Below are 5,239 nucleotides of genomic sequence, written 5' to 3' on the forward strand. Positions count from 1 at the left end.
ATCCAAACTCTTGCGCCATAGAGAAAAAAGTCCCGACAGACAGGGTGTTACCCGCTTTATCTTTGACAAAGCTAAAGGCTTCCTGCATCACTTTGACAGGCTTAGGACCATCATAATTATAGGCTTCGGCTGTGAAGTAGATTTCTGGCGTATCACGATTAATAGCGTGGGTAATGGCGGCTTTCCATTCTTGTTCAGAAAGAGAACTGATGGAGTCATCTTTAATGAAAAAGGCGTTTTGTCCAATAATACTGGCCTGCTCATAGGCTTCAATTAAAGCAGGCATTAAACGTTCAAACTCACTGGTGCGATCAAATTTAACTAAACCAATGTGAACCAGATCGTCGACTTCATAATGCTCAGCCAGTTCTGTCATTGCCTGTTGCAGGTTTTTAGCAAATGACTGAATCAGATTGATATCAGACTCATCATAAATAATGGCAAACTCGGCACCATACAGACGATAGGCATGACCATTGCCGGCCACGGCATTGTTCAGTATACGGGCCATATCTTTTAAGAGTGTATCAGCGAGTTGATTCCCTTTTTGTTTACTGATGTCGGCTAAATCAACAAACTTGATGTAACTCACATACCCGGTATGGCCGCTTGATAGTCGCTTTTTCATGTCGGCGGTAAAAGTGGCTTGATTGAGTAATCGGGTTAAGCCATCACGTTTGAGATTATCATTCAGGGCATCGAGCCGTTGATTAAGTCGAGTGATGGTATCGCCAATCTTGACTGACATACTGTTCATAGACTGAGCAACATGGCGGACTTCTTTGGTCCAGGGTAGACGATCAATCGTAGTAAATTGACCGGAAGAAATTTCATTAGCCTGTTTTTGTATCGCTTTAAGCGGTTGTAGCGTAAACCGTAACACCAGCATGAGTAATGCAAATGCACCCACAAAAATAATCACGGAATACAACAAGGTTTCTTTGGCTTGTTTATAGAGTTTCAAATAAGCATAAGCCGGGTTGCTACTGACATACAGTGTGCCGGATATTGACCAGCCAGAGCTGATTTCTGATGAAGCTGTGGCAGACTTCATGGGTAACCAATTGATTAACCATTGGGGCACACCTTCCATTTTGACGGGATTTTTCAGGCTCACCAGCGTTTTACCATCAATATCTTCTAAACGCATTTCACGGTAATAGCCCATATCAAAAATGGCGCTCATCATTGTTTGTAATATCGGATCATTTTCATCTTCCATATGCGGGCTAAGTGAGAGACCCAACGATGTGGCGGTATCCTGCATATGTATTTCAGATTCAACTTCGAGATAGTCACGGATACTGCCCATGCTGATCACAAAGCTTGCTGAAAAAACAATCAGAAAAAGTAAGCTGATTAGAATTAACAACTGCTTAGAAAGTGACATATTGATTTCCTTATTACGATGTTCAGGCCATTTTAAGTACTGCCTGATGTATATCGGCTAACTTGATGGAATCTGATGAATTATCACCAAAACGCTAACAATACCCTGACCACGACATCACAGCAAGCATCATCAGCGCGGGCAATAAGTCTTTCGTTTCAGCAGGTTGATTGCTACGATCAGCGTTTCATTTATAGGCGATACAAATGTTATTAGTATTAGTGCAGATGGGGCTTCTCATTGCCTGTGGTTTTGCCTGGAAACAATGGGCACCAAGGCATATTCCAGCTCTGGCACACCGCCGCGCCTTAACCGATCTGGTTTTCTTTATTTTACTGCCAGCCCTGGTGTTAGATGTCATCTGGGGCGCACCCATAGATAAGACCTCTCTTAAAATTTCTCTCACGGCATTTTCTGGTTTGCTAACAGCAGGCATTGTTATGTGGTGTTTATTGCGATTTATCAAAACCACGCCTGAACAAAAAGGCGCACTGATGCTGGCTGCAATCTTTCCGAATGTGACCTACCTTGGTCTACCGGTCACCAATCAGGTACTCGGCTCATGGAGTAATGCCATTGTGCTGCAATATGACTTATTTGCCTGCACACCGGCGTTGATGACTTTTGGCATATTAATGGCGCATCATTTCGGTGGGGCGGGTCAGCAAAAAGTCCATCCCTTAAAAGAACTCACCAAGGTGCCGCCATTGTGGGCGGTTGTGATCGCGCTTTTATTAAATGTGCTGCATGTGCCACGTCCAGAACTGGTTCATCACACATTAACGACATTATCTGGTGGTGTGGTGCCACTGATGCTGATTGCCTTGGGCATGAGTATTCGCTGGGACAGCTTAAGACTACGTTATTTACCGCTTTTATTGCCGGTCGCTGTGATTACCTTATTATTGGTTCCAGTGGCTGTGTTTTTCACGGGGGGCTGGTTCGAACTGCCTGCGGATATCGCATTGGCAGTCGTACTTTTGGCTGCCATGCCGACTATGGTGTTTGGTGTTGTGATATGTGAACGTTACCAATTAGATAGTCCACTCTATGCTGCCGCAGTCACATTGACGACCTTATTAAGCGTTGTCACGTTACCTTTGTGGTTTCATTATTTACCCGGCCTGTAGTCAGACCAGATAAAGCCGGCTGCTTCAACGGCCGCAATCACATGTTGCATGGCTTGCTCAATTTGTTCAGCGTCACCACGCAAGCTGAATTCAATTTGAGGCTCATCGCCGAGTTTGGGCAAGCTTGATAATTTTAACTGCGGATATTGGGCGACAATCTCATTCATTGTCGGCAGTAAATCTGACTCACGCCCTTTCGTAATGGTAATGATTCTTTCCGCTTTGGGACGCAAGCCCTGTAAGTGTGGGTAATGGGTATCTAAAATCCATTCCAGCATGGGCCAGGACATTTCAGGGAAGCCCGGCATAAAGTGATGGTTATCCAGACTAAAACCCGGCACGCGATTAATAGTATTGGGAATAATGCGGCTACCTTCAGGTAAGTGGCCCATCAAAATACGATTAGGATAGGCATCTTTACCAAACTGATCTTCAATTGCTTTGACTGCATCAGGGTGAGGTTTAATCTCAACGCCTTTCACTAAAGCAGCCGTCTGGCGGGTTCTATCATCCGGAGTGGCACCAATACCTCCGAAGCTGAACACCAGGTCAGGACTGCTCATTGAAAAGCGTAAGGCGCGTTCCAATTGCTGTGGATCGTCACCAACAATTAGCGTCCAACTTAATTCCAAATCACGTTTGGCCAGAACGGATTGTAAATGAGCGAAATGCTTATCCTGACGTTTGCCACTCAGAATTTCATCACCAATGATTAGCGCGCCAATATTCATTATTCAGTCTCTGGACGGTTACGCATAAAATCGGCTGTCTGTACAAACGACGCCATCAGCTGTTCTGAAAATAAGGGATCTAAATCCATCGATTTTAATGCCTGAGCCATACAATAAAGCCATTGATCACGTTCTTCGATACCAATAGAGAAGGGCAAGTGTCGAGCTCTCAGTCTTGGATGACCGTATTTATCAGTATATAAAGGCGGGCCACCCAACCAGCCAGTCAGAAACAAATATAATTTTTCTTCACTGATACTGATGTCTTTTGGATGGTAATCACGAATATGTTGTGTTTGAGGCGTCTCACACATCACCTCATAAAAAGTTTTGCATAGATGTCTGACACCGGCTTCACCACCGATACGTTCGTAGGGAGTTGCTATTTCAGCCATGATTGAATTCAACAAAAAAAGACTAGTTTAACCTTGTTGAACAAGACGATAAAGCGAATCAAGGTTGCGAGCTTGGCCGCAGACCGGGATAATTGGCCCATCTTTTAGCAATAAACAGGAGAATTATCCTATGAGCGATAGAATTGTCATGCGTACAGGTGAAGCACTGGTTGGCGGTGGTCCTGCTTTTACAGCGGCTGAGCCAGAAGTCGTTATCGGTGAATTAGACGGTCCATTTGGTACCGCATTTGCTAACCTGATGGGCGACCAAGTACAAGGTCACTCACGCGTATTAGCGCTGATGAACACTGACATGCAAGTTAAACCTGCCACATTAATGGTCAGTAAAGTCACTGTTAAGAAAACAGCTTACACCAACATTCTGATGGGTACAGTTCAAGGCGCTATCGCTAACGGCGTATTAGATGCTGTTCGTAACGGTACTATTCCAAAAGAAAAAGCGAACGATTTAGGTATCATCGTTTCTGTATGGTTGAACCCAAGCATCGTGACTGTAGAAGACTTAGATCACGAAGCTTTATTCAACATTCACCGCGAAGCCACTCGCCGTGCTATCGAAAAAGCCATGAATAACGAGCCAAGCATCGATTATTTATTGGAAAATCAAGATAAATTGGTTCACAAATATTACCAAAAAGAACTTGATGCTAAAAAATAAAAACTGGAAACTCAATGAGTTAGCTGTGGTCTCTGTATAAGAGGAGATATTCACAGCCTCAAGTTTTAAACGGTCTGTCTTTTAAACTGGACAGACCGTTTTTTTTGCCATGTATAATCGGTGGCAAATGAAGAAACATTCAAGGTAGATATGGACCTCTATTCCATTGATAAATTAATGCATGAAACCCGACAGCTTGCGGCGAAATACCGTGAAGCTACTGGGAGCACCCTACCGATTACTGGCGAGATTGCCCGCTTTGATGCAGCAAGAGCGCTCAACCTTTCACTGATTAATGACCCCAACAGTCCGATTGATGCGACCGGCAAGGAAGGACATCGGCAGGATAAACGTATTATTATCAAAGGCCGAGCCATTTTTGATAGCAGTAAAGCCAGCCCCAGAATTGGACAATTAAATCCTGAACAGGATTGGGATCTGGCTGTATTAGTGCTGTTTGATGAGCACTACGATGTCGATGAAATCTATGAAGCAAGCCGTGAAGCTATTGCGGATGCATTAGATAATAAAAAAGACAGTAATCGAAAAAAGCGCGGTGCCATGTCTATCGCACAATTCAAGATTATTGGTGAACGGGTATGGACCCGCGAAAACGGTGTAGAAACCGACGTATGGGAAAACCAGGACGACTAATCATTTGAGGGTAAATGGATGACTATTACGGGATTTATATTTTGGGCTGTCGTTGTTGTTTTAGTTGTTTACCTCATCATCATCTATAACAATCTGGTTAGTCTCAAACACAATGTCAGTAAAGCCTGGTCAAACATTGATGTATTACTCAAACAACGCCACGATGAACTGCCCAAGCTGGTCGAAACCTGTCGGCAATATATGCAGTACGAACAGGACACCCTGGAAAAAGTCATGCAGGCGCGCGCATCCGTTGCCAC

The 5,239-nt window shown here is 44.1% G+C and carries 7 protein-coding genes; 4 read left to right on the forward strand and 3 right to left on the reverse strand.

The window, feature by feature from the left end:
• Positions 1-1,390: LapD/MoxY N-terminal periplasmic domain-containing protein (locus B3V56_RS14120; protein WP_289284443.1), on the reverse strand; the 1,390-nt coding region annotated here is incomplete at its 3' end.
• A 206-nt stretch (positions 1,391-1,596) separates the two neighbouring features.
• Here B3V56_RS14120 and B3V56_RS14125 point away from each other — a divergent pair.
• Positions 1,597-2,520: an AEC family transporter gene (locus B3V56_RS14125; protein ID WP_289282350.1), complete on the forward strand. Its 924-nt coding sequence runs from the start codon at positions 1,597-1,599 to the stop codon at positions 2,518-2,520.
• On the opposite strand, the gene B3V56_RS14130 is transcribed toward B3V56_RS14125, so the two are convergent.
• Both B3V56_RS14130 and B3V56_RS14135 read right to left on the reverse strand, forming a co-directional pair.
• Positions 2,502-3,251 (reverse strand): competence/damage-inducible protein A, encoded by a 750-nt coding sequence (locus B3V56_RS14130; RefSeq protein ID WP_286304581.1) that lies wholly within the window; start codon positions 3,249-3,251, stop codon positions 2,502-2,504. The two genes, B3V56_RS14125 and B3V56_RS14130, sit on opposite strands and share 19 nt — an antisense overlap.
• The gene (locus B3V56_RS14135; protein ID WP_286304582.1) at positions 3,251-3,646 is read right to left on the reverse strand and encodes a group II truncated hemoglobin; all 396 of its coding nucleotides are present in this window, start codon (positions 3,644-3,646) and stop codon (positions 3,251-3,253) included. The genes B3V56_RS14130 and B3V56_RS14135 overlap by 1 nt, the downstream gene beginning before the upstream one ends.
• A gap of 130 nt (positions 3,647-3,776) precedes the next feature.
• On the opposite strand from B3V56_RS14135, the gene fae reads away from it, so the two are divergent.
• The 3 genes from fae to B3V56_RS14150 form a co-directional block, all read left to right on the forward strand.
• Entirely contained in the window at positions 3,777-4,325 is a 549-nt protein-coding gene (fae, locus tag B3V56_RS14140) for a formaldehyde-activating enzyme (protein WP_286304583.1), read from the forward strand.
• Positions 4,326-4,445: 120 nt separating this feature from the next.
• Positions 4,446-4,979, forward strand: coding sequence for a hypothetical protein (locus B3V56_RS14145; protein ID WP_289284444.1), 534 nt, complete (start codon positions 4,446-4,448; stop codon positions 4,977-4,979).
• 18 nt (positions 4,980-4,997) lie between these two features.
• On the forward strand, positions 4,998-5,239 hold a 242-nt coding region (locus B3V56_RS14150), incomplete at its 3' end, for a LemA family protein (protein ID WP_289284445.1).

Origin of the sequence: Methylophaga sp. UBA2513 (genome assembly GCF_002341285.1) — a bacterium.
Classification (GTDB): Bacteria; Pseudomonadota; Gammaproteobacteria; order Nitrosococcales; family Methylophagaceae; genus Methylophaga; species Methylophaga marina.

Bases quoted from the DNA above. Each gene is read 5' to 3' on its own strand.
- B3V56_RS14125 (WP_289282350.1), top strand. From the start codon at position 1,597: ATGTTATTAGTATTAGTGCAGATGGGGCTTCTCATTGCCTGTGGTTTT.
- B3V56_RS14135 (WP_286304582.1), bottom strand. From the start codon at position 3,646: ATGGCTGAAATAGCAACTCCCTACGAACGTATCGGTGGTGAAGCCGGT.
- B3V56_RS14130 (WP_286304581.1), bottom strand. From the start codon at position 3,251: ATGAATATTGGCGCGCTAATCATTGGTGATGAAATTCTGAGTGGCAAA.
- fae (WP_286304583.1), top strand. From the start codon at position 3,777: ATGAGCGATAGAATTGTCATGCGTACAGGTGAAGCACTGGTTGGCGGT.